The organism is Bacillus sp. ISL-7, from assembly GCF_018613065.1.
This window is the reverse complement of record NZ_JAGGQW010000035.1, coordinates 1-22160: the sequence shown is the minus strand read 5'-3', so window position 1 is coordinate 22160 and position 22160 is coordinate 1. Positions and strand designations below refer to the sequence as shown.

Annotated in this window: 19 protein-coding genes, 1 other RNA gene, 1 pseudogene and 1 other annotated feature; of the genes and pseudogenes, 17 read left to right on the top strand and 4 right to left on the bottom strand. The window is 40.9% G+C overall.

Annotated features, from left to right (window positions below; translation table 11 throughout):
* Positions 1–17: 17 nt before the first annotated feature.
* The 5 genes from J7E66_RS13370 (at position 18) to paaX (ending at position 5592) form a co-directional block, all read left to right on the top strand.
* The gene (locus J7E66_RS13370) at positions 18–1538 is read left to right on the top strand and encodes an aldehyde dehydrogenase family protein (RefSeq protein WP_215000725.1); all 1521 of its coding nucleotides are present in this window, start codon (positions 18–20) and stop codon (positions 1536–1538) included.
* Between the two features lie 169 nt (positions 1539–1707).
* Positions 1708–2580 carry a 3-hydroxyacyl-CoA dehydrogenase gene (locus J7E66_RS13365; RefSeq protein WP_215000723.1) on the top strand — a complete coding sequence of 291 codons (873 nt, stop codon included), beginning with the start codon at positions 1708–1710 and terminating at the stop codon, positions 2578–2580.
* Complete coding sequence (locus tag J7E66_RS13360; RefSeq protein WP_215000721.1) at positions 2577–3779, top strand: thiolase family protein; 1203 nt, start codon at positions 2577–2579, stop codon at positions 3777–3779. The genes J7E66_RS13365 and J7E66_RS13360 overlap by 4 nt, the downstream gene beginning before the upstream one ends.
* A gap of 63 nt (positions 3780–3842) precedes the next feature.
* Positions 3843–4619 (top strand): enoyl-CoA hydratase-related protein, encoded by a 777-nt coding sequence (locus tag J7E66_RS13355; protein ID WP_215000718.1) that lies wholly within the window; start codon positions 3843–3845, stop codon positions 4617–4619.
* Between the two features lie 82 nt (positions 4620–4701).
* Positions 4702–5592: a phenylacetic acid degradation operon negative regulatory protein PaaX gene (paaX, locus tag J7E66_RS13350; RefSeq protein ID WP_215001208.1), complete on the top strand. Its 891-nt coding sequence runs from the start codon at positions 4702–4704 to the stop codon at positions 5590–5592.
* A gap of 121 nt (positions 5593–5713) precedes the next feature.
* On the opposite strand, the pseudogene J7E66_RS13345 reads toward paaX, so the two are convergent.
* Positions 5714–6225 (bottom strand): annotated as a pseudogene (locus J7E66_RS13345) (gamma carbonic anhydrase family protein).
* A gap of 81 nt (positions 6226–6306) precedes the next feature.
* Between J7E66_RS13345 and J7E66_RS13340 the strand changes: the two are divergent.
* The gene (locus J7E66_RS13340; RefSeq protein WP_215000716.1) at positions 6307–7266 is read left to right on the top strand and encodes an NAD(P)H-dependent flavin oxidoreductase; all 960 of its coding nucleotides are present in this window, start codon (positions 6307–6309) and stop codon (positions 7264–7266) included.
* Positions 7267–7539: 273 nt separating this feature from the next.
* On the opposite strand, the gene J7E66_RS13335 is transcribed toward J7E66_RS13340, so the two are convergent.
* A complete protein-coding gene (locus J7E66_RS13335; RefSeq protein WP_215000713.1) occupies positions 7540–9087 on the bottom strand; it encodes an N-acetylmuramoyl-L-alanine amidase family protein in 1548 nt (515 codons plus the stop codon).
* A gap of 169 nt (positions 9088–9256) precedes the next feature.
* Between J7E66_RS13335 and J7E66_RS13330 the strand changes: the two genes are divergently transcribed.
* The 6 genes from J7E66_RS13330 to J7E66_RS32305 all read left to right on the top strand — a co-directional run bounded on the left by J7E66_RS13330 (position 9257) and on the right by J7E66_RS32305 (position 14796).
* Positions 9257–9433 carry a hypothetical protein gene (locus J7E66_RS13330; RefSeq protein ID WP_215000711.1) on the top strand — a complete coding sequence of 59 codons (177 nt, stop codon included), beginning with the start codon at positions 9257–9259 and terminating at the stop codon, positions 9431–9433.
* A 61-nt stretch (positions 9434–9494) separates the two neighbouring features.
* Positions 9495–9736, top strand: a binding site (T-box leader).
* 196 nt (positions 9737–9932) lie between these two features.
* Positions 9933–11204: a histidine--tRNA ligase gene (hisS, locus tag J7E66_RS13325; protein ID WP_215000708.1), complete on the top strand. Its 1272-nt coding sequence runs from the start codon at positions 9933–9935 to the stop codon at positions 11202–11204.
* 14 nt (positions 11205–11218) lie between these two features.
* Positions 11219–12988, top strand: coding sequence for an aspartate--tRNA ligase (gene aspS / locus J7E66_RS13320; RefSeq protein WP_215000705.1), 1770 nt, complete (start codon positions 11219–11221; stop codon positions 12986–12988).
* A 66-nt stretch (positions 12989–13054) separates the two neighbouring features.
* Positions 13055–13252: non-coding RNA, 6S RNA (gene ssrS / locus J7E66_RS13315), on the top strand.
* A gap of 161 nt (positions 13253–13413) precedes the next feature.
* Positions 13414–14181 carry a tRNA threonylcarbamoyladenosine dehydratase gene (locus J7E66_RS13310; protein WP_215000702.1) on the top strand — a complete coding sequence of 256 codons (768 nt, stop codon included), beginning with the start codon at positions 13414–13416 and terminating at the stop codon, positions 14179–14181.
* A 480-nt stretch (positions 14182–14661) separates the two neighbouring features.
* Complete coding sequence (locus J7E66_RS32305; RefSeq protein WP_285289220.1) at positions 14662–14796, top strand: hypothetical protein; 135 nt, start codon at positions 14662–14664, stop codon at positions 14794–14796.
* A gap of 88 nt (positions 14797–14884) precedes the next feature.
* Here the strand turns inward: J7E66_RS32305 and J7E66_RS13305 are convergent, their stop codons facing one another.
* On the bottom strand, positions 14885–15796 hold the full coding sequence (locus J7E66_RS13305) for a nuclease-related domain-containing protein (RefSeq protein WP_215000699.1): 912 nt from the start codon (positions 15794–15796) through the stop codon (positions 14885–14887).
* Positions 15797–15981: 185 nt separating this feature from the next.
* Here J7E66_RS13305 and J7E66_RS13300 point away from each other — a divergent pair, with 185 nt between their 5' ends.
* Both J7E66_RS13300 and J7E66_RS13295 read left to right on the top strand, forming a co-directional pair.
* Complete coding sequence (locus tag J7E66_RS13300) at positions 15982–16911, top strand: ABC transporter ATP-binding protein (RefSeq protein ID WP_215000695.1); 930 nt, start codon at positions 15982–15984, stop codon at positions 16909–16911.
* Positions 16904–17848, top strand: a complete 945-nt coding sequence (locus tag J7E66_RS13295; RefSeq protein WP_215000692.1) for an ABC transporter permease — start codon at positions 16904–16906, stop codon at positions 17846–17848. The genes J7E66_RS13300 and J7E66_RS13295 overlap by 8 nt, the downstream gene beginning before the upstream one ends.
* 61 nt (positions 17849–17909) lie before the next feature.
* Here J7E66_RS13295 and J7E66_RS13290 read toward each other — a convergent pair whose 3' ends face one another.
* Complete coding sequence (locus J7E66_RS13290) at positions 17910–19181, bottom strand: replication-associated recombination protein A (protein WP_215000689.1); 1272 nt, start codon at positions 19179–19181, stop codon at positions 17910–17912.
* A gap of 170 nt (positions 19182–19351) precedes the next feature.
* Between J7E66_RS13290 and cymR the strand changes: the two genes are divergently transcribed.
* From cymR to mnmA, 3 genes are read left to right on the top strand one after another with little or no spacing between them, the layout of a single operon-like run.
* Positions 19352–19771 carry a cysteine metabolism transcriptional regulator CymR gene (cymR, locus tag J7E66_RS13285; RefSeq protein WP_088089084.1) on the top strand — a complete coding sequence of 140 codons (420 nt, stop codon included), beginning with the start codon at positions 19352–19354 and terminating at the stop codon, positions 19769–19771.
* Positions 19772–19816: 45 nt separating this feature from the next.
* Positions 19817–20959 (top strand): cysteine desulfurase family protein, encoded by a 1143-nt coding sequence (locus J7E66_RS13280; RefSeq protein WP_215001206.1) that lies wholly within the window; start codon positions 19817–19819, stop codon positions 20957–20959.
* A 39-nt stretch (positions 20960–20998) separates the two neighbouring features.
* Positions 20999–22117, top strand: a complete 1119-nt coding sequence (mnmA, locus tag J7E66_RS13275) for a tRNA 2-thiouridine(34) synthase MnmA (RefSeq protein WP_215000686.1) — start codon at positions 20999–21001, stop codon at positions 22115–22117.
* Positions 22118–22160: the final 43 nt, after the last annotated feature.

Here is a 22160-nt window from a genome sequence, read left to right as displayed (position 1 = left end):
AAAGGGAGTGGGATGAAATGGTAAAAGTACAAGAAGCAGCAACTTTTGAAAAAGTAGAAATGAAGCGTGATTATTACCATCTAGTTATTAATGGTGAAAGAGTGGAAAGTTCTAATGGAGCCACTATTGATGCTTACAATCCTGCCACTGGTGAAATCATTGCCAGGGTTGCAAAGGCTACACAAGAAGATGCTGAAAGAGCAGTACAAGCAGCTCTTGGAGCTTTCGAAAACGGGAAATGGAAAAAATCACCTGTTAATAAACGCTCTCGAATTTTAAATAAAATTGCGGCAATTATGCGTTCCCGTTTTAATGAATTAGTTGAATTAGAAGTCTTAAATAGTGGTAAATCCATTTCAGCGGCACAAGGTCAAGTTATGCAAGCTGTTGAAGTTTTTGAATTTTATGCAGGTGCCATTGTAGGACATAGTGGCTCCGTAAATAATATGGCAGGTCAATTCCATAACTATACAGAGAAAGAACCTGTGGGTGTATGTGCACAAATTATTCCTTGGAACTACCCATTGATGATGGCGGCGTGGAAGATTGCACCTGCAATCGCGGTTGGATGTTCTGTCATTGTGAAACCAGCTTCATTAACTCCGTTAACTGCCATTGTTTTAGGGGAAATTTGTATTGAAGCAGGAGTTCCTGCGGGAGTTGTTAATATTATTCCTGGTTCTGGTTCTGACGTTGGAAATTATCTTGTTGAACATCCGAATGTAAATAAAGTCGCTTTCACAGGTTCTACACCAATTGGTAGAGATATCATGGGTAAGGCTTCTAAAACATTAAAGCGTGTAACATTGGAGCTTGGCGGGAAATCTCCGAATATCGTGTTCGAGGATGCTGATATTGAAGCGGCTATAGATGGGTCACTATTCGGTATTTTCTATAATACAGGACAATCTTGTGAGGCGAGATCTCGCTTATACGTGCACGAGGATATCTATGATGAATTTGTTACTAGATTCGTAGAAAAAACGAAAAAGCTTAAATTAGGAAATCCATTAGATAAAGAAACACATGTTGGATCAGTTATCGATCAAGGTCAATTAGATGTTGTTGATAGTTATGTTCAATCAGCTATTGCAGATGGAGCTGAAATCTTAGTGGGTGGAAAGCCGGCAGTAGTTGAAGGATTCGAAGGCGGTTATTGGTATGAGCCGACGGTCATTGGTAATGTAAATCACAATATGAAAGTAGTGAAAGAAGAAATCTTTGGACCAGTTGTTGTAATCATGAAATTCAAAGATGAAAAAGAGGCAATTAAACTAGCAAATGACACAGAGTTCGGCCTTGGTTCAGCCCTTTGGACGAAAGATGGTGCCCGTGCAACTCGTGTGGGTAACCAAATCCAAGCAGGGATTGTCATGGTAAACTGCCCATTCTCAGCTTTCCCAGGAACACCTTTCGGCGGTTATAAACAATCAGGCTTCGGACGGGAGCTTTGTATTGAGACATTAGATCTTTATACTGAAACGAAAAGTTTTATTTCCTATTATGGAAGCCGCCCATTAAATCCTTTCGGCATTTAATAAGTTGAGACTTCTATCAGGGTCCTGCCGTTGATGGATATTAAACCGAGATACAAAATAGTGAATAAAGGCTGGCTGAAACATATTTCAGAAAAATCATTCGGGTATAGCTGGATGCAAATCTGATTCTATCGCAGTCAGCCTCTATTATGTGGAAGGAGAAAGTTAGATGATTACAAACATAGTAGTCGTAGGCTCTGGAGTAATGGGCAGAGGGATCGCCTATGTAGGAGCAACTGGAGGATTTGACATAACATTAGTAGATGTGAATCCATCTGCATTAGATAGCGCGAAAAAAGAGATTGATATTATTTTTGAAAAAGGTGTACGTTACGGAAAAATCACTTCTGAAGAAGCGGATGCAGGAAAAAGTCGATTATTATATTCTTCCAATTTAAAAGAAGCTGCTATTAAAGCTGATTTAATTATAGAGGCCGTTCCAGAGCGTGCAGAAGTTAAAAAAGCTGTTTTCGAAACAATAGAAGAACATGCACAGGATCACTGCTATTTTGCTACTAATACTTCCACTATGAGCCCGACAGAAATTGGTTCTTATGGAAAGCGTCCTGAAAAAACGATTGCGATGCATTTCTTCAATCCTGTACAGAAAATGCCGCTAGTCGAAATTGTACGCGGCCTCGAAACGAGTGATGAAACAGCAGCAGTCATAAAACAGGTTGCTGAGAAGATGGGGAAAGAGACAGTGGTCATTAACGAATTTCCTGGTTTTGTAACAAGCCGGATCAGCTGCCTGGTTGGGAATGAAGCATTCTATATGCTTCAAGAAGGGTTAGGAACACCTGAAGAAATTGATAAAGCAATCAAGCTAGGATTGAATTATCCGATGGGCCCATTTGAGCTGGGGGATTTAGTAGGACTAGATGCCCGTTTAAATAATTTAAAATATTTACATGAAAAACTTGGTGAAAAATACCGTCCAGCACCACTGCTTGAACAGTATGTAAAAGCGGGAAGGCTGGGCCGTAAGTCTGGTAAAGGTGTGTACGACTATACAAAAATTGAAGAGCTGGTGGGAAAATGAGGGACGTTGTCATTGTTGATGCGGTAAGAACACCTATCGGGAAGTATAAAGGAGCATTAAAAAGTGTACGTCCAGATGATCTCGGAGCAATTGTCATTAAAGCGCTGACAGAGCGGAATCCAGGGCTGCCGCCGGAACAAATTGAAGATGTCATCTTCGGAAATGCGAATCAGGCAGGAGAGGATAACCGAGATGTAGCGAGAATGTCCGCACTTTTAGCTGGTCTTCCAGTGAACGTTGGTGGAACTACTATTAATCGTTTGTGCGGATCAGGACTTGATGCGGTTATGTATGCTGCACGATCTATAGCTGTAGGGGAAGGCGATATTTACATCGCAGGGGGAACGGAAAGTATGACAAGAGCACCATATGTCATGGCAAAACCTGAGAGTGACTTCCCTCGGGGATCGATGGAGCTTCAGGATACAACGATTGGATGGCGATTTACGAATAAAAAGCTAGAAGAGATGTATGGAGCAGATTCCATGCCTCAGACAGCTGAAAATGTGGCGCAACGCTGCTCAATTTCACGGGAAGAACAGGATCAGTTTGCACTTCAAAGCCAGCAGCGGGCAAAAAAAGCAATGGAATCCAATCGTTTTGCGGAAGAAATTGTACCCGTTCGTTTTCATGATCGGAAAGGAAACGAGGTTGTCTTTGATCAAGACGAGCATCCACGTCCAGATACAACGATTGAAAAACTTGCTAAACTGCGTCCGATTTTTGGAGGCGGCACAGTAACAGCTGGTAATGCATCCGGAGTAAATGACGGTGCATCCGCTTTGTTATTAATGAGTGCGGATAAAGCAAAAGAACTTGGTTTGAAGCCCCTTGCAAAATATGTGGTTGGAGCGGTTGCCGGTCTTGAGCCTGCGGTTATGGGCCTTGGTCCAATTTATGCAACGAGAAAAGCGCTTGATCGGGCAAAATTATCGGTAAACGATATCGGTCTTGTAGAACTAAATGAAGCCTTTGCCTCACAGTCGCTGGAATGCATACGCCAGCTTGAGTTTGATCAGGAAAAGGTCAATGTAAACGGCGGTGCTATTGCGTTTGGACATCCACTTGGTGCAAGTGGAGCCCGTATTTTGACGACGCTTTTATATGAAATGAAAAAACAAAATGTTCAATATGGACTGGCGACAATGTGTGTAGGAGTCGGTCAGGGGATAGCGGCGATTATTGAAAATATAGACTAGAACTAAAGAGGCTGTCTCGAATATGTGAGATGGCCTTTATTTAAAAAAAGAGAGGGAATGGCCATGGGAAACGTATTATATGAAGTGAAAAGTCATATCGGATATGTAACAGTAAACCGACCGGACGTATTGAATTGTTTTAACTATGATACAATTCGTGAACTGCAGGAGGCTGTTGATTCCATTCATGTAAATCCTGAGGTACGCGTTGTTATTTTTACAGGAGCCGGCCCAAAAGCATTCAGTGCCGGCGCTGATTTGAAAGAAAGAAAAACCTTAAATGAGTCAGAGGTAAGAAGAAATGTGAAAGCGATTCGTGATTTGTTTAATAGTATTGCCAGCTTGCCGCAGCCGACAATCGCAGCGGTTAATGGTTACGCGCTGGGCGGAGGATTTGAGTGGCTACTGTCGTGTGACTTTGCGATTGCGGCACAAGGTGTATCCATGGGGTTGACCGAAACGAGCTGGGCAATCATTCCGGGTGCAGGCGGAACACAGCGCCTTCCACGACTGATTGGTGAAATGAAGGCCAAAGAATTAATTTTAACGGCGAAAAAAATCTCAGCTGAGGAGGCGCTCGACCTTGGTATTGTATTAAAAGTGGTGCCGCGTGATGTGCTTTCTAAAGAGTGTCAACAATTTGCGGCAAACATGATGAAAAATGGGCCTGTTGCATTAAAACAGGCGAAATATGCGATTACTCAGGGAATGAACACAGATTTACAGACGGGGCTTGCAATTGAAGCGAAAGCGTATGAACTGACGATTCCAACAGAAGACCGAATCGAGGCGCTCGATGCATTTAGTGAGCGGAGAATACCTCAATTTTCAGGGAGATGATATTGACGTTTATGATATAATAGAAAAAAACGTCTCGTTCAAAATTAGTAATGGACAGGGGAAAAGAAAGAGTGAAGAGGTTATGGGTGCAAACACACAATCGATGATTTTCACCATTTATGGAGATTATTTACGTCACTATGGAAATAAAATTTGGATTGGCAGCTTGGTTCGTTTATTGAAAGAGTTTGGGCATAATGAACAGGGCGTTCGTGTCGCTGTTTCGCGAATGGTGAAGCAAGGATGGATTCAGTCAGAAAAGCAGGGAAACAAAAGTTTTTACTTTTTGACTGAACGAGGTGTTTCCCGGATGGATGAGGCCGCCAACCGAATTTTTAAACTGAACCCGCATAAATGGGACAGAAAATGGCGTATTTTAATGTATTCGATTCCGGAAGAAAAACGGCAGATTCGTGATGAGCTTCGACAGGAACTATTGTGGAGTGGATTTGGCAGTTTCTCTAATGCCTGCTGGATTTCACCGAATAACCTTGAAAAAGAAGTGAATCTTTTAATCGAAAAGTATGATACTAGTGAATACGTTGATTTCTTCGTCTCTGACTATAAAGGGCCAAAAGATAGTCAATCCCTTGTGGAAAAAAGCTGGCCGCTTGAGGAAATAGAGAGTAAGTATGAGGAGTTTATCTCAAAGTACAGTAAGCAATTCATTGTACATCAAAGTGTGCTAAGCAAAGGAGAAATGTCCGACTCAGAGTGCTTTGTGGAGAGAACAAATCTTGTTCATGAATACAGAAAATTTCTGTTCATTGATCCAGGTCTGCCAAAGGAACTTTTACCGCCAATGTGGAGTGGTAATCATGCGGCACTGCTGTTTAGTCAGTATTATCAACTTTTAGCGGAACCAGCTAGCAGGTTTTTTGAAAATGTCTTTGAAGCGGATAATGATTTGCGCAGAAAGGATCATTCCTATGACGCGAAAAATCATCCTTTAATTATTCATTCAAAAAAATAAAAGCTGCCCCAAAAGTCTTTAATGGAAGACTTTCGGGGCAGCTTTTTTGTTCCGCAGCTCCGTGTTGTCTAGCTTCAGCGCCAAGGGGCTTCCGCCTTTTGTTCTTAAAATCTTTAATTATCTATTTAAGGATCTCTTTAAATTCCCGTCCTTTTTGTACATATGAATCAGTAGAGAGGCGAATAAGTTCTAGGTCTTTATGGGTTAATTCCCTGACGACTTTTCCCGGTGATCCAACGACAAGTGAGCGAGGCGGTATCTTTTTGCCCGCGGCAATCAGTGTATTCGCACCAATAATGCATTCTTCGCCGATTTCTACGTTGTCTAATATGGTAGAGCCCATACCTATAATTGAACGTTTACCCACTTTGCAGCCGTGCAGAATAACGTTGTGCCCGACTGTAACCTCGTCTTCAATGATAACGGACATCCTTCGAATAAATGAATGGTAGAGTTATCTTGAATACTGCACCTTGCGCCAATAATAATCGAATCCTCATCCCCTCGTAACACAGCATTAAACCAGATGGAAGATTCTTCTTTAATCGTAATATCGCCAATTAAGTGAGCACCAGGTGCCACGAAAACTGTTTTATGAATGGAAGGGGTTATGCCATTGAATGGGATGATCATTTCTTTCGCTCCTTTTAAAAAAATCAGAATTGTTTTTCTATTGATTATAGTATAACATGAAATTAATAGGGGGTTGAAAAAATGAAATATATTTGCGAACTTTTTTCTATTCAATATCCAATCATTCAGGGGGGAATGGGGAATATAAGCAATGCTCAACTTACGGCTGCTGTATCTGAAGCTGGAGGTCTTGGTACGATAGGATGTGGAACGATGTCCCTTGAGCAGGTCGAAGCCATTATTCTTGAAACGAAAGATAAAACGAATAACAGTTTTGCATTGAATATACCAATTAATGTTAGTCCTTATACAAAAGAAATGATTCAACTTGTGTTTAAGCATGAAATACCAATTGTTTCATTATCGGCTGGCAATCCTGCTCCTTTTATTCCACTCCTGCATGAAAAAGGAATAAAAGTAATTGCGGTTGTCGCGTCAGTCAAACAAGCTCAAAAGGCAGAGGCTGCAGGGGCAGATGTATTGGTGGCAGAAGGGTTTGAAGCAGCTGGTATTAATTCAAGTATGGAATTAACCACATTTACGCTCATTCCACAAATAAGCCGCCATGTCACAATCCCGGTTGTGGCAGCGGGTGGAATTGGAAATGGTCAAGGTCTGGCAGCGGCTTTGATGCTCGGAGCAGCTGGTGTACAGTTAGGTACCCGCTTGATAGCAACGAAAGAAGCACCATTTCATTCAACCTATAAACAAAGGCTTCTTGATGCTGGGGATAACGAAACCGTTATTTTAGGCCGGTCAGTCGGACAAGTAAGACGCGTTTTAAAAGCACCATATGCTGATAGCATTATCGAATCGGAACGAAGTGGAGTGGCTTCAGAACAATACCTCAAAATGACGTCAGAGGACCATCACATTGCTGGTGCGATCCAGGGAGATGCTGAGAATGGTTTCATGAATAGCGGGCAGGTGGCCGGACTCATTGAACATATTCCAACCGTGAAAGAACTGCTCGACGGCATGATGAATGATGCTAAAAAACAAATGGAAGATCGATTAAGCACCTTTACTGTGATGTTATAATTACATTCTAATTGTTTTACGAACCTGGGTAATGGAGCCTATAGGCGATCCAAATTATGGGTGGAGAGCAGCCTCGGTAGCCCACAACAAAACAAGCACACGTTATTGTCGTGTGCTTGTTTGTTTTCTTATACTATTTTTTTTCAGTTTAAAGTAACAGTTAGCAAAGGGTGCCTTACATTGATTTGGAAATATTTATCTTTTTGCTCCTAGGAGTACCTATAATTTTGGCGTTTGCTAGTTCGAGGAATTTGTAGAAACCTGCCAGGGTCCTTATTCATTCTCTTTAAAATATCTGGCTAATCCAATAAACAAACCAGAAGCGGCATTTTCTTGGAATCCACTGGATTTTATCGTCATTTCTTCTTCCGGGTTACTTAAATAGCCAAGTTCTATTAAAACGGCTTTTTGACTATTCTCACGGATCACATGGAAATCGCCAAAACGCACCCCACGGTTTATCAATTTTGTTTGTCCAATGGTTGATGTAAAAATGGATTCAGCCAGGGCTTTTTGATAGGAATGATAATAAAAGCCAGTCATTCCTCGAACACTGCGATCTAAATTACTATCGTAATGAAGGCTGATAAAAGCATCCGCCTTGTAATTACTTGCCATATTCACTCGAGCAGCGAGTTGTAAGTAAGAATCATTTTTTCTCGTTACGTAAACATTGGCTCCTGCGGCTTTTAATTTATTAGATAAAAGCTGGGAAGTCCTAAGTGTAAGCTCTTTTTCATATGTTCCGCTCGCTCCAGTAGCCCCTTTATCCACTCCTCCATGTCCTGGGTCCAGAACAATGGTTTTATTTTTAAGATATAATTCGGCTCCGGGCTTTTCAATCTGTTGTTTCGTTCCGTTAATGGAAACAAGCCAGCCAGCAACATACCCTGCATTTCCGTTCTTCAGCTTAATCTCATACCAGTCATTAATTACCCTTTTAACGGGATAATTGCTGCCCTTGTTTGCACGCTCGAGGACACCTGATTGCACATTTGGTTCTTTTCGGATATTTGTCCCGTTATGTATTATCGTAATGATACTTTCCTTCACAGCTTGTCCAGATTGGGATTTCACTGTTTTTTTATCAAGATACCATCCGGCAACCCATCCGAAACTACCAGTCTTGTATTCTATTTTTGCCCAGTTATTCTTCTCTTCTACTATCTTATAACTTAAACCATAGGTTACAGTTCCAATGAGGTTTGAATTTAATGTGGCCGCTGAGCGAACACTAAGACTATTCGCTGTTACGGTTCCGGTGACGGTACTGGCAGTCTTTTCGTTTTGAGTCGTGCCATTTTGAGCACTCGATGATTGGCTGTCAATAAACTCAGAAATGACCCATCCCCTGAAATTAGAAAAGCCAACCTCTAACCAATTATTTTGTTTAGAATAAATGGTTACGCTTGTCCCACCTGTTAATTTCCCAATAACGGGACTCGATGTGGAGGGTTCACGTCTTATGTTTAATGTATCACCATTGACGATCCCTGTATTATTTTTCGTAGCAGTACTTTCTGGTTTACTTTCTTGTTGGAAATCGTTATCTTTTGCGACTAGCCAATTAACTAACCAGCCAGTTTTACCAAATGATAATTGGATTTGAATCCAATCACCTTGCTCCTTTACAATTTGATACTTCTCGCCCCGATTGGCTATTTTTACAAGGGGATAACTCAAGCCTGGGCCGCCGCGGACATTGACTAAATCGGTGGAAATAGTAATGGAACCTGAAGCTGCTACACTTTTCCCTTGAGGCAGGAAGGCTCCAAAAATAAGAATAAAAGATAATAGCAATAAACTATGCTTCTTGACCATAACACCCTCCTTTTCTATTAATTCAATTTTAACGTATTAAAAGCTGAAAATCATTCCTAAATTGCAAATATAATCCAATAACATTGAGAAATACTTATTGATTATGCAAGTTTTTCACGAATGGTGGAAATAATATCAGTATTGAAGAAAGGGCAGAGGTGATTAAGTAATGAGAGCAAGTGAAAAAGGAATGAACATCCAGTCAATGGATGGACGACTTTTCGGCGTTGATTTTCATGATTTTATTCAAAAGGAACAGAATACTACCTCGTTTGAACTGGCATCTGAATTTGGATTAACGATCGGTGATGTCAGAAAGTTAAAAAAACATTTAGAAAGATCTTAAAACACTATTGACATTACCTTCGATGCTCCGTAATATAAATAAAATAAAATGACATATTGCGACATAACCAATGATGGAGCATAGTAATTAAGCACAGTCATGAAAAGAGAGGAAATGCCCTAGGCTGAAAGCATTTCTACATGGAACTTAATGAAGGAACACTCCGTAGGCTTCTCTCTGAAAAAGGATCAACTCTAGTAGGAGAAGAACGTAGCAGGCGTTAACTGTTAAAGAGGAAGTGCATGAAGTCTATGCCTTCAACTAGGGTGGCACCGCGGGATTATTATAACTCTCGTCCCTTGTATTCATACAAGGGATGGGAGTTTTTTGTTGTTTAAAAGAAAAGCGGAAGCGTCCGTTTAGCGAAGTTCATTAGACGCTGGACGATCTTCAGAAAAGCTAACGGTTTTCTTTCGTGCGAGGTATCGATTTCGAAGATTACTCTAATGGAGCAAAACACAATACTTACATAACTGATTAAATGAGGAGGTTTTCCACGATGTCAATAAGCATTCCACGGGGAACGCAAGACATTTTACCCGGAGAGGTTGAAAAGTGGCAGCTGATTGAAGAAAAAGCGAGAGAACTTTGTGAGAAATATCAATACAAGGAGATTCGCACCCCAATTTTTGAACATACCGATCTTTTTTCAAGAGGCGTTGGCGATAGCACCGATATTGTTCAAAAGGAAATGTACACATTTGAAGACAGGGGCAAAAGGAGTCTCACACTTAGACCAGAAGGAACTGCAGCGGTAGTTCGTTCCTATGTTGAGAAAAAAATGTTTGGGCTGCCTAATCAGCCTGTAAAGCTTTATTATATGGGGCCCATGTTTAGATATGAACGCCCACAAGCAGGACGGTTTCGCCAGTTTGTCCAGTTTGGAATTGAAGCCTTAGGCAGTAATGACCCTGCCATCGATGCAGAAGTTATTTCGCTCGCGATGAACTTGTATAAAGAAATGGGCTTAAAAAAGCTGAAGCTGATTATCAATAGTTTGGGTGATAAGGAAAGTCGGAACGCCCACCGTGATGCGTTAGTCAATCACTTTAAACCAAGAATTGGCGAGTTTTGTCATGATTGTCAAAATCGTCTCGAAAAAAATCCGCTCCGTATTCTGGATTGTAAAGTGGACCGTGAGCATGAATTAATGGAAACAGCGCCATCGATTCTTGAGTTTCTGAATGATTTTTCAAAGAATTATTTTGAAAAATTACAGCGCTACTTAACCCAACTTGATATTCCCTTTGAAGTGGATGCCAACTTAGTACGCGGGTTGGATTATTATAACCACACCGCATTCGAAATTATGAGTAATGCGGAAGGCTTTGGTGCAATTACCACGCTTTGTGGAGGCGGCCGTTATAACGGGTTAGCAGAAGAAATTGGCGGTCCTGAAACGCCTGGAATCGGCTTTGCCTTAAGTATCGAACGTTTTATTGCTGCTCTTAATGCAGAAGGAATCGAGCTGGAGATTAACGAAAGCATTGATTGCTATCTCGCTGCACTAGGGGAAGAAGCTAAGGATTACACGGTCGGACTTTTGCAGCAGCTGCGCAGGGCGGGCTTTTCAGCAGAAAGAGATTATTTAAATCGAAAAATTAAAGCTCAATTTAAAGCAGCCGATCGTCTAAAAGCAAAATATGTGGCGGTTCTTGGTGATGAGGAGCTTAAAAATAATAAGATTAATGTGAAAAATATGGCGACTGGTGAGCAAGTAGAAATCGATTTAGCAACTTTTATTAAACAATTCCAAGAGTTGCAGGAATAAGGGGAGGATATTTTATGTTTGGCAGATCATATTTTTGTGGGGAAATACCTGAATCAGCAGTTGGTGAAAAAGTAACCTTGAAAGGCTGGGTCCAAAAAAGACGCGACCTAGGCGGATTAATTTTTATCGACCTTCGCGACCGTTCAGGAGTTGTTCAAGTAGTGTTTAACCCTGATTTATCTAAAGAAGCGTTGCAAATTGCTGAAAAGATCCGTAACGAATTTGTTTTAGATATTGTGGGTACTGTGGTAGCCCGCGATGAGGCAACCTTCAATGATAATTTGAAAACAGGTAAAATTGAAGTGCAAGCGGAAAAAGTAACGATCATTAATGAAGCGAAAACACCGCCATTCATGATTTCTGACAAAACCGATGCCTCAGAGGATGTTCGGTTAAAATACCGTTACCTAGACTTCCGCCGTCCGGTGATTTTTGAAACCTTAAAAATGCGTCACCAAGTAACAAAGCAGATCAGGGATTTCCTGGACGGTGAAGGCTTTTTAGATATTGAAACACCCATTTTGACAAAAAGTACGCCTGAGGGTGCACGTGATTATTTAGTGCCAAGCCGTGTTCATCCGGGAGAATTCTATGCGTTACCACAATCACCCCAACTTTTTAAACAGTTACTTATGGTGGGGGGAATTGAACGCTATTATCAAATTGCGCGCTGTTTCCGTGATGAGGACTTACGTGCCGACCGTCAGCCGGAATTCACACAAATCGATATTGAAACCAGCTTTTTAAGCCAAGAAGATATCATGGGTATGATGGAAAAAATGATGACGAAGTTAATGAAAGAAGTAAAAGGAGTAGACGTACCTGCTGCCTTCCCACGCATGACTTACGACGAAGCAATGAGCCGGTTTGGATCGGATAAACCTGATACTCGTTTTGGACTAGAGCTTGTCGATCTTTCAGAAATCGTCAAGGACTCAGGCTTTAAAGTATTCGCTTCGGCAGTGGCAAATGGCGGTCAAGTAAAAGCGATCAATGTAAAAGGTGCGGCTGAGAAATACTCTCGTAAAGACATTGATGCCTTAACAGACTTCGTTGCTGTGTATGGCGCGAAGGGGCTTGCTTGGCTTAAAGTGGACGAAGATGGGCTTAAGGGTCCGATTGCAAAATTCTTCTCTGAAGAAGACACAAAGGCACTTACGAGTACGCTTGAAGCTTCTGCTGGAGATTTGCTACTTTTTGTTGCTGATAAGAAGAAGGTTGTCGCCGATGCTTTAGGTGCACTTCGACAAAAGCTAGCTAGAGATTTAGATTTAATTGATCCAAGTTTGTTCAATTTCTTATGGGTCACGGACTGGCCGCTTCTTGAGTATGATGAAGAGGATGGCCGTTATTACGCTGCCCATCATCCGTTTACGATGCCGTTTAGAGAAGATCTAGAGTATTTAGATTCAGATCCTTCAAAAGTACGTGCCCAAGCGTATGATATTGTCTTAAACGGGTATGAACTAGGCGGAGGGTCACTCCGGATTTTTGAACGTGATATCCAAGAAAAGATGTTCAGCGTACTTGGGTTTACATCTGAAGAAGCAAAGGAACAATTTGGTTTCTTGTTAAATGCGTTTGAATATGGGACACCTCCACACGGCGGTATCGCGCTCGGTCTTGATAGATTAGTCATGCTGCTTGCTGGCAGTACGAATCTAAGGGACACGATTGCTTTTCCAAAAACCGCAAGTGCAAGCTGCTTGTTAACGAACGCTCCTGGTGAAGTTTCTGAGGCGCAATTAAAGGAATTAAATTTGTCACTAAATGTCAAAAAATAGCAGGAAATCGCTTTCATGAAACCTTGAATACCGATTTTTAATATGCTATTATAAAAGCATCAAAGAAGAGTCCTGAAATGTACGTTGCGTTGCCTGAAGTTTTGACCGAACATTATTTATACGGGAGTCTAGAGTTTCCTGATTGCGTAAATGCCTCACCCTTATACGGGTAAGGGGACTTACAATTTCGGGAACAGGACACCCACCTGCTGAGGGCGGGATCAAAACTAAGGAATTAAGAGTGACGGCATAATTGGGACTCTTTTCTATTTGCTTAAAATCAACCTCCTGAACGTTGCGGGAGGTTTTATTTTGCTTTCCAACTTTATTATTCCTATCAAGATACTTGTTTTTAATGGAGTGTATGATATATTTTTAATCGGGAAAAAGAAACTTAACGAATTTAATATATTGGAGTGAACATAATGCTGCATCAATTTTCACGTAATGAACTTGCCATCGGCAAAGAAGGCCTTGATATTATGAAAAATAGCACGGTTGCTGTTTTAGGTATCGGCGGGGTAGGCTCCTTTGCTGCTGAAGCCCTGGCCCGTTCTGGCGTTGGCCGGTTAATTTTAATAGATAAAGACGATGTTGATATTACCAACATCAACCGACAGCTGATTGCTTTGCTTTCAACTGTTGGTCGACCTAAAGTAGAGATTATGGAAGAGCGGATCAAAGATATCAATCCAGATTGTGAAGTCATTTCATTAAAAATGTTTTATACAGAAGAGACATATGAACAGATTTTTAGCCATAATTTGGATTTTGTCGTCGATGCTTCTGACACGATTGTCTATAAAATTCATTTAATGAAGGAATGCTTGAAGAGAAATATCCCAATTATTTCAAGTATGGGAGCAGCCAATAAAATGGACCCAACCCGTTTTAAGATTGCTGATATTTCGAAAACTCATACGGATCCGATTGCAAAAGTCATCCGCACGAAGCTGCGCAAGGAAAGAATCCATAAAGGGATTCCGGTTGTTTTTTCCGATGAAAGTCCGATAGTTATTCGTGAGGATATTAAAAAGGAAGTCGGCAATGAAAATGCACCTATCCGCAAAGCACAGATGCCTCCAGCGTCCAATGCCTTTGTTCCATCTGCAGCAGGTCTGATCATGGCAAGCTATGTGGTAAGACAATTATTAAGCAGCATAAAAATCCAACGAGTATCTGATGAGAAATAAGCGTTATAGTGGGGCCCTAAACTTTTATTCGTTTAGGGTTATTTTTTTTACGAAGTAGGTACAAGGCTTACTTAAACTCGGGATAAATGGAAAAAGCAACGTAGGAAGGTTCTACGAGACCGAAATGGTTCAAAGATGGATGAGAGGGTAACGTAGAAGGGTTCTACGTGACCGGAACCCTTCCAAAAAGGATGAGAGGGTAACGTAGGAGGGTTCTACGTGACCGAACCCGTTCCAAAAAGGATGAGAGGGTAACGTAGGAAGGGTCTACGTGACCGGAACCATTCAAAAAAGGATGAGAGGGTAACGTAGGAAGGTTCTACGTGACCGAACCCGTTCCAAAAAGGATGAGAGGGTAACGTAGGAAGGGTCTACGTGACCGAACCCGTTCCAAAAAGGATGAGAGGGTAACGTAGGAAGGGTTCTACGTGACCGAACCCGTTCCAAAAAGGATGAGAGGGTAACGTAGGAGGGCTCTATGTGACCGGAACCATTCATAAAAGGATGTTAGGGAACCGTCTACGTGACCGAACCCGTGAAAAGAACGATGGGATGGCAACATCTTATGTTTTATGTGACTGTAAATATGAAGAGCAAAAGAAAATGGTCACTTAGGATCCACTAAGTGACCAAACTTATTAATAAAAGAAGGAAAGGGTATTTATGATAAATGTTTTTCTCAATTTAAGATACAATCCACACTTCATTCATAATAGAACCATCGACCATACCCTATTGCTTTATAATTTTCCATTAGTACCCTTCTAATCATCTTTTTAGACTTTACTACGTGACACCATTCATAAACCAAAACAGTAGTAATTTTTATATCTGGGAAAAGGAACTTTAGTTCCACGACACTACGTAGTACTGCTGATTCAACCGTTTCTACATACCTACATTTTTTACACACAACAATAATATTATCCTCACCAGAAATCATCAATGAGTCGCACTTTTTACAAGCCATACCTTTCTTAAGTTTTCGATATTCATAAGTAGGTAATCGGGTTGCATAGGGTGATTCGTTCGAATGTAAAGATATTAATCGGTCCGCTAACTTTTTGTGTCTGTCATTTAGTTTTGACGGTGTCCCATCAAACTTTTTCATAAAACAATCAATCTGAGTTGGATAAATAATCGGCTGGTTAAGAGGCGCTTGATATAAGGTAAACTCGGGGTTAATAAAAATGATGGTTGGTTCAACGGGTATATTATAGCCAAGATTTTGAAGCAACTGGAGGAGTAATAATTTACTGCGTCTTATCTGGTCTAATGGATTAGTTATAACTGTCCCGAATATTTTATGGAACCCTTCAGTGTCGTAATAATAATCTCCGGAGTAGTTTTTTACCTCAAATGGATAGATCCTATCTTGAGCAATGATTAAAGTATCAATTTGAAACACAGTGTCGTTAATTTCAAGGCACAAGTCGTTTATTACTAACATATCACCTTGAAGCTTTTCGGTTAACAGATCAAACATAAATTCACCTTGGTATCCTTTTTCAAGCTTAAAAAAGTACTTCTTTTCTGTTGGAGATAAATTACTTCGTATGTTTAAAGATCTCATAATTTTTAATTCCTTCGACTCACAACGAGACTTTAATGCCATAGTCCACTTCCTCTCATTTTAATAGAACCTAATCTTATTTTACAAAAAAGAGGGTACTTTTAGTGGAAAGTATATGAATATTTTGTTAAAATTTGCCGAAATCATTTTTGGTAATAACCCTATTATGAGGTAAATACTTCTGCAATAAGATAAACTAGGTGAGGATACTTGAGAGGAGTGAGAGGTTGGAAAAAATCGTTGAGTTAAAAAATGTTACAAAAGTAATTAAAGGAAGAACAATAATAGATAATATTAGCTTTCAAGTAAATAAAGGAGAGGTATTTGGTTTTTTAGGTCCAAATGGAGCAGGGAAAACTACAACTATTCGAATGATAGTTGGTTTAATGGGTATAACAGCAGGTGATATCAGTGTTGGCGGTTCAAGTATTAAAAGTGATTTTGAAGATGCGGTGCGGCATATTGGTGCGATTGTTGAAAATCCGGAAATGTATAAATTTCTAACTGGCTATCAAAATCTGGTCCACTATGCAAGAATGTCAAAAGGAATTTCCAAGGAGAAGATTGCCGAAACAGTGGAACTTGTGGGATTAACTGACCGCATAAATGACAAGGTAAAAACCTACTCCCTGGGTATGAGACAAAGATTAGGGTTAGCGCAGTGTCTATTGCATGATCCACAGGTGTTAATCCTTGATGAACCAACCAACGGTTTAGACCCTGCTGGAATAAGGGAAATTCGTGACTATGTCCGCCTCCTGGCACGTGAAAAAAACCTAGCCGTGATCGTGTCAAGTCATTTGCTTTCAGAAATGGAAATGATGTGTGACCGGATTGGGATTATTCAAAATGGGCGCTTGATCGATGTGCAGCTTGTTCACGAGCTAGTCAACGGTGAAACTAAAATGACCTATGAACTCGAAGTGGCCCCTAGTGATAAGGCTTTGGCTCTTTTGGAGACCCACTATCCCAATGTTCGAGCAAACCGTTCAAGGAATGGTATAAATGTGGAGCTTCCAAAAGAAGAAATTCCGAATCTAGTGAAAACATTTGTTTCAGAGGATATTCAAGTTTTTGCGATCAAAGAAGTAGCCAAGACTTTAGAAGATCGCTTCCTTGAACTGACCACCGAAAAGGGGGCGCCAAGTCGTGGTTAATTTAATTAAAAATGAATGGATGAAAATTTTTAGACGCCCTGGAACGTATGTAATGATTTCAATCCTGGTTGTTATCATTTCTATTTTTGGTATTTTTCACAAATACCAGGAACAGGATTTCAACCTCGATAAAAACTGGGAACAAACTTTACAGCAGGAAAATGATGCACTAAAGAAGCAGTTGGAGCAAAGCAATTCGAAGCTGGAGAAGCAGTTTTATAAGGAAGAAATTGCTATTAATGACTACCGGATAAAGCATCATATTCCCTATAATGAAAAATATAATGTCTGGACGTTCGTGAAAGACGCTTCACAACTGATTATCCTAGCAGGATTATTTACGATAATTATTTCGGCAGGGATTGTTGCGAGTGAATTCAACTGGGGTACCATCAAGCTATTATTAATCCGGCCGATAAATCGCAGCAAAATCTTAGCATCCAAATATCTTACCGTTATGTTGTTTGCGTTGCTGATGTTGGCCATCCTATTTGCATTCTCTACTTTACTTGGTTCCATCCTGTTTGGAACGCCTGACCATCCTATGCCATATTTGAATTATTCCAATGGGCAGGTAACGGAGCAAAATATCATTGTTTATCTAATGAATTATTATGGGTTTAGATCCATTGACACGATAATGCTTGCAACGATGGCGTTTATGATTTCATCAGTTTTCCGGAACAGTTCTCTAGCAATTGGCTTATCATTATTTTTGTTATTCACAGGGGCTCAATTTACAGTATTGCTTTCGATAAAATTTAGCTGGGCTAAATACATCTTGTTTGCCAACACCGACTTAATGCAATATGTGGACGGTACACCCATGATGGAAGGAATGTCGATGTCATTTTCAGTCATCATGCTCCTCATCTACTTTGTAATATTCCAATTATTAGCCTTTCTTGTCTTTAAAAAACGAGACGTGGCTGCCTAGATAAAGAAAAGGGTGTCAGGCACCATGTGAATTTTTCACATGGTGCCTGACACCCTTATTATTATTTCTTCCTTGATAGTTTCTCATAGACAATTGCAAGTGCCTGCTCGAATTTTCCGGTTTTCTTTGGTTGGTAGTATTGTTTGTGTTTTAATTTGTTGGGTAAATATTGTTGCGGTACCCAGCCGTTTTCATAGTCATGTGGGTATTTGTAGTCAATTCCTCTGCCAAGCTCTTTTGCCCCTTTATAATGGGCATCCTTTAGATGGTCAGGTACTTCGCCGACGATGCCTTTTTGAATATCTTCGAGCGCGGCCTGAATGGCTAAGACAGCCGAGTTAGATTTTGGTGATAAACATAGTTCAATCACGGCATTTGCAAGTGGAATTCTTGCCTCTGGAAAACCAATTCTTTCGGCGGTTTCAATCGCCGCTAACGTGCGCGCGCCGGCTTGTGGGCTGGCTAGTCCGATATCTTCATAGGCGATGACAATCAATCTGCGGCTGATACTCGGCAGGTCACCGGCCTCAATTAATCGGCCTAGATAATGAAGAGCAGCATTGACGTCGCTGCCCCGAATCGACTTTTGAAAGGCTGACAAGACATCATAGTGGCCATCCCCGTCTTTATCGGCAACAAGGCTTTTCTTTTGCAAACATTCTTCGGCGGTTTCGACATTGATAAGGATGATATCAGATTCATCCTTATCTGTTGAAAGGATTGCTAATTCTAGTGCGTTCAAAGAACTCCTTACATCACCATTCGAACCTTGTGCAAAATGCATTAACGCGGCATCCTCAATTTCAACCCTTAATTTACCAAAACCGCGTTCGTCATCCTCAAGAGCACGAATCAAGGCCTGCTTGACTTCATCCGGAGTTAGCGGCTTTAACTCAAAAATCTGACAGCGGCTCCGGATCGCAGGATTGATGGCATGGTAGGGATTACTAGTCGTAGCACCGATTAATACAATCATTCCATTTTCTAAATAAGGTAATAAAAAGTCTTGCTTTGCTTTATCTAAACGATGGACTTCGTCGAGGAGCAGAATAACTTTTCCTGACATTTTTGCTTCAGCAGCAACAATTTCCATATCTTTTTTATTATTCGTCACCGCGTTCAGTGTTCGAAAGGCGTACTTTGTGCTGCCGGCAATCGCACTGGCAATCGAAGTTTTGCCAATACCCGGAGGTCCATACAAGATCATCGAGGTCAGCTGTTTGGCCTTCACCATTCTTGAAATTATTTTTCCTGCACCTACCAGATGCTCCTGTCCGACAACTTCATCAATCGTTCGAGGCCGCATCCGAAAGGCTAAAGGCTTTTGCTGCATGTTACATCTCTCCAAAAAAAGGTTTTTCTATTGTCATTTAGATTATGTATAGCTTTACATTATCATTTTTCCTTGAAAAAGCATATTAAAGAAGAATATGATATAATTTTAATGCCTATCAAATTACTAAGGATTTTTATTTTTAATATAGATATGAATAGAGGTGCGGTATGAAAATCTCAACAAAGGGTCGCTATGGTCTGACGATCATGATTGAACTTGCTAAAAAACATGGTGAGGGCCCGACTTCATTAAAAACGATTGCGCAAGCAAATGATTTATCGGAACATTATTTGGAACAATTAATTGCCCCATTGCGTAATGCAGGTTTAGTAAAAAGCATTAGGGGTGCATACGGTGGCTATATCTTAACAGACATTCCATCTAAAATTACGGCAGGGGATGTCATTCGTGTCCTAGAAGGACCGATCACACCTGTTGAAGGTATTGAAGATGAAGAACCGGCCAAACGGGAGCTGTGGATTCGGATTCGGGATGCTATTAAAGATGTTTTGGAAAACACTACGTTAGAAGATTTAGCAAATCATAGTAATGATGAAGAGCCGGATGGTTATATGTTTTATATTTAGGGTAAAAAGTAACATTGGAGAATTATTTTGATAGAAGGTGTAAATGTGGAACGAATCTATCTCGACCATGCTGCTACATCTCCCATGTATCCAAGGGTTATTGAAAAAATGCTCGAGGTGATGAAATCTACTTTCGGAAATCCCTCAAGCATCCATTCTTTTGGCAGGGAAGCACGGCACTCGATTGACTTAGCTCGCGCGGTGCTAGCGGACAGCATTGGTGCAAAGGAAAACGAGATTATTTTTACAAGTGGAGGAACCGAAGCAGATAATATGGCGTTATTTGGGGTTGCGGAAACCTATCAGCAAAATGGCAGGCATATTATTACCTCCGCAGCGGAGCATCATGCGGTTCTTCATGCGTGCAAAAAGTTAGAAAAAATGGACTTTGAAGTCACGTATTTACCTGTGGATGAAACAGGGCGAATATCAATGACTGAACTTCGTGCTGCCTTAAGGGAAGATACCATTTTGGTGTCGATTATGTATGGTAATAATGAAGTAGGCACACTCCAACCAATTACCGAGATTGGACAGTTATTAAAAGATCATCAAGCGATATTCCATACCGATGCCGTTCAGGCTTACGGCGTCGAAAACATTGATGTCAATGAAAGCCAGATTGATTTATTATCTGTCTCTGCCCATAAAATAAACGGGCCTAAAGGAGCAGGATTTCTTTATTCCAGGTCCAATGTGAAGCTGTCTCCTCGTTCCTTCGGCGGTGAGCAAGAAAGAAAAAGACGTGCTGGGACGGAAAATATTGCGGCGATTGTTGGATTTCATGAAGCTGTGTTGATTGCAAATGAAGATCGTACAGCTAAGCGTAATAGATTCTTTGATTTGAAAAAGACCTTGATGGAAAGGCTCCGTCAGTTAGATGTAGAATTTGACAGAAACGGATCGCTTGAATATTCATTACCACATGTATTAAACTTAAGCTTTCCTGGAACAAGTGTGGAAGCGATGCTAGTGAATCTCGACTTAGCGGGAATTGCTGTTTCGAGCGGTTCAGCATGCACTGCGGGTTCAATTGAACCTTCCCACGTGCTTGTTGCCATGTTTGGGAAACAATCAGAACGATTAACTAATTCGATTCGTTTCAGCTTTGGCTTTAATACGACTACCGAGGAAGTAATCAAGGCGGCTGAGGAAACAGCTAAAGTTGTTACTCGTCTGAAAAAATAAATCTTCGACGACTTTGCAGCATAAGAGAGGTGAAAATCAATGGAAAGAAAAGATCCAAAAAACACAAGGGTTGTTGTTGGAATGTCAGGGGGAGTAGATTCTTCTGTGGCAGCACTTTTGTTGAAGCAGCAAGGCTACGATGTCATCGGAATTTTTATGAAAAACTGGGATGACACGGATGATACCGGTTTTTGTACGGCAACCGAAGACTATGAGGATGTCATTCGCGTTTGTAATCAAATCGGGATCCCCTATTATGCGGTAAATTTTGAAAAACAATATTGGGACAAGGTATTTACCTATTTCCTTGAAGAATATAAAGCAGGCAGGACACCTAATCCGGATGTAATGTGTAACAAGGAAATTAAATTTAAAGCCTTTTTAGAGCATGCAATGAAATTAGGTGCGGACTATCTGGCTACTGGTCATTATGCACAAGTTGAATATCGTGATGGAGAATATAAGATGCTCCGCGGTCTTGACGAAAATAAGGACCAAACCTATTTCTTGAACCAGTTGACGCAGGAGCAGCTTAGTAAAGTTATGTTCCCGATAGGTAATCTTGAAAAACCAAAAGTTCGTGAAATTGCCAAAGTAGCGAATCTTGCCACTGCTACAAAGAAAGATAGCACAGGGATTTGTTTCATCGGGGAACGAAATTTTAAAGATTTCCTAGGTCAATATCTGCCGGCTCAGCCAGGAAACATGGAGACGTTCGATGGTGAGGTCAAGGGCAAGCACGAGGGGTTAATGTATCATACGATCGGTCAAAGACATGGCTTAGGAATTGGTGGAGCGGGTGAACCGTGGTTTGCCATCGGTAAGGACTTAGAAAGAAATGTTCTTTATGTGGGCCAAGGTTTTCATCATGAAAAACTATATTCAGATTCCATTACTGCTGTCGGAGTAAGCTGGGTATCGGACCGAGAAAAGCCAGCTGAATTTACGTGCACGGCAAAATTCCGCTATCGTCAGGAAGACCATAAAGTGACCGTGCGTCTTTTAGAAGATGCTCAAGTTGAGGTCGTTTTTGATGAGCCGATTCGTGCCATCACTCCAGGACAAGCCGTTGTTTTTTACAATGGCGATGAATGTCTGGGCGGAGGGACAATTGACCACGTCTTTAAAAATCGTGAACGATTAACATATGTTGGCTAATGAAGACCCTGATTCCTTTTCTGAACTATAACCCGAATATTGG